Raw genomic sequence first — 2,595 nt, forward strand, 5'->3', positions numbered from 1 at the left:
TTGGAATCCACATCCACTTTCCCGACTTTGGCTTTGCCTTCAAATTCGCCGGCCAGTTCCTCCACGACGGGGCCGACCATTCGACACGGGCCACACCATTCGGCCCAAAAATCAACCAACACGGGCGTGTCGGAATCCACATTCAGGACATCCTCTTCAAACGATTCGTCTGTAAATTCAAGTGCTTTACTCATAATAACATCTTATCTGTTCGTTAAAGTTACATTCTTTAATTATTTCAAATAAAGATCGTACAATATATATTGACAATCATATCATTTCTTGCTATACGGCCTATTGCAAAAATTTATCTCCCGTTGCCGACGCTTCGCTTCAGGGCCACCGACTCCTTGCCCAACAGGGACTTGAGTCCGCCCAGCAATTCATCGTTGGGATCGACTACAAACTTCCGAACGTGCATGGCAAAGGGGCGTTTGGCCTCCTTGCTCAACACATTAAAACGCACATTCGTTTGTCCCTGGTTCTGCTCAAACAGGTTAGCCATCTCGTGCAGCTCCTCCTGATCTACCTGCGAGGTGTCAATATCCAGCTTCAGCTCAATCTGATCCTGGTATTTCTCGCGCATGCTTTCGATTCGCTCGAAACTGTTGGCGATAATCTGCGGCTTGCCGCGACGGGTGTCAATACTGCCGTCGACCACCACCAGGGTGTCGACCTGGATCATCCCCAGGTTACGGTCATAGACCTCATTGAATGCAATCACCTCTACGGTACCGTGCAGATCCTCCATCTGTAAAAAGGCAAAGGGACGTCCTTTTTTATCGGTAACCCGCTTGACCTGCGTGATGATGCCTGCACAGCGCACATCGGTACGATCGTTTAGCTGCTCCAGCTCCCCGGCTTTGAGTGTATGCGAGCAAAACATTTCCACATCTTCTGCATACTTGCGCAGCGGGTGTCCGCTCAGGTAGAAGCCGATCAGCTCACGCTCTTTGTTAAGCCGTTCAATATTGGACCACGGCTGAATCTCTTCGAGCACCGGCTCGTCAATAGCCGAAGCATTGCCGCTGCCGTCCCCGAACAGGTCCGACTGGTTGGAGTTCTCCATCTCCTGCACCCGCGAACCATAGCTGATGATCACCTCCATATTATGAAGCAGCTGACGGCGGTTTTTATTAAAATCATCAAAGGCACCCGCCTGAATCAGGCTTTCGAGGGTCCGTTTATTGCAAATTCTCGAATCAATGCGCCGGGCAAAATCATAAATGGATTCGAAGGTACCGTTTGCTCTCCGCTCTTTCACGACTTCCTCGACGGCATTGGAGCCCACCCCCTTGATCGCCTCCATCCCGTACTGGATACGTCCGTCCACGGCCACAAACTTGCCGGCGCCCGTATTAATATTCGGCGGATCCACCGTGATGCCGTTGTGATAGCACTCCTCGATAAACTTGGATACCTTGTCAATATCGCCCATGTTATGGGTCAGCACGGCCGCCATATACTCCGGGGTATAATTGGCCTTAAAAAAGGCCGTTTGATAGGCCACCACCGAATAGGCCGCCGAATGCGACTTGTTGAAGCCGTAGTTCGCAAACTCTGCCATAATATCGAAGAGCTCTTCGGCTTTTTCCGCCGATACACCATTCTCGATGGCCCGATCGGTGAAGACTTTCCGCTGCCTGGCCATCACTTTTTGCTTCTTCTTTCCCATGGCGCGACGCAGCAAATCCGCTTCGCCCAGGGAATAGTTGGCAATAATCTGGGCGGCTTTCATGATCTGCTCCTGGTAAATCATAATGCCGTAGGTCGGCTTCAGAAGCTCCTCCAGGTCGGGATGCGGGTATTCCACTTTACTGCGGCCATGCTTGCGGTCAATATATTCGGGAATAAACTGCATCGGCCCCGGCCGGTACAGGGCATTCATGGCGATGAGGTCGTCCAGCGACGTCGGCTTCAGCTGTTTGAGATATTTCCGCATGCCGTCGGATTCAAACTGGAAGGTGCCGATCGTATTTCCTTTCTGATACAGCTCAAAGGTCTTTTCATCGTCCCTGGGAATCTCATCCAGCTCGTAATATACGCCGTGGTTCTCTTCCACATACTTGATGGCCGTTTTCAGGATGGAAAGCGTTTTCAACCCCAGGAAATCCATTTTCAGCAGTCCGCATTCCTCGGCGTGGGGACCATCGTACTGGGTGATCAGCTCCTTGTCCTTCGACAGCGCCACCGGAACGTACTCGCTGATCTCGCCGGGGGCGATGATTACGCCCGCCGCATGTATGCCCGTCTGCCGCGCCGAGCCCTCCAGGGTCCGCGCAAAACGCATCATCTTCTGTATTTGCGGGTCGGGATGCTCGAAGAGCTGCTGTATATCTTTAGCCGACTCCGGGTTTTTGCGGCTGTCGAGCACATCTTCGAACTCCGTGAAACCGGGACCCTCGGGAAACATTTTGGTAATGCGGTTCACCTCCTCCAGCGGAACGCCCAGTACGCGTCCCACATCACGGATCGATGTCTTGGCCTTCATGGTGCCATAGGTCACAATCTGGGCGACATTATTGCGGCCGTACTCTTCCACCACGTAATCGATTACTTCCTGTCGGCCACTGTCGTCGAAGTCGATATCGATAT

Annotated in this window: 2 protein-coding genes; both read right to left on the reverse strand. The window is 52.3% G+C overall.

Translation table 11 applies throughout. From position 1 onward, the window contains the following. The coding region (locus ACESLU_RS14055; RefSeq protein ID WP_372639262.1) for a thioredoxin family protein at positions 1-194 on the reverse strand (194 nt) is incomplete at its 3' end. Between the two features lie 113 nt (positions 195-307). Then, positions 308-2,595, reverse strand: a 2,288-nt coding sequence (dnaE, locus tag ACESLU_RS14060; protein ID WP_372639263.1) for a DNA polymerase III subunit alpha, incomplete at its 5' end; no start/stop codon positions are given.

It is taken from the genome of Fodinibius sp. (assembly GCF_041642155.1).
Lineage (GTDB): Bacteria > Bacteroidota > Rhodothermia > Balneolales > Balneolaceae > Fodinibius.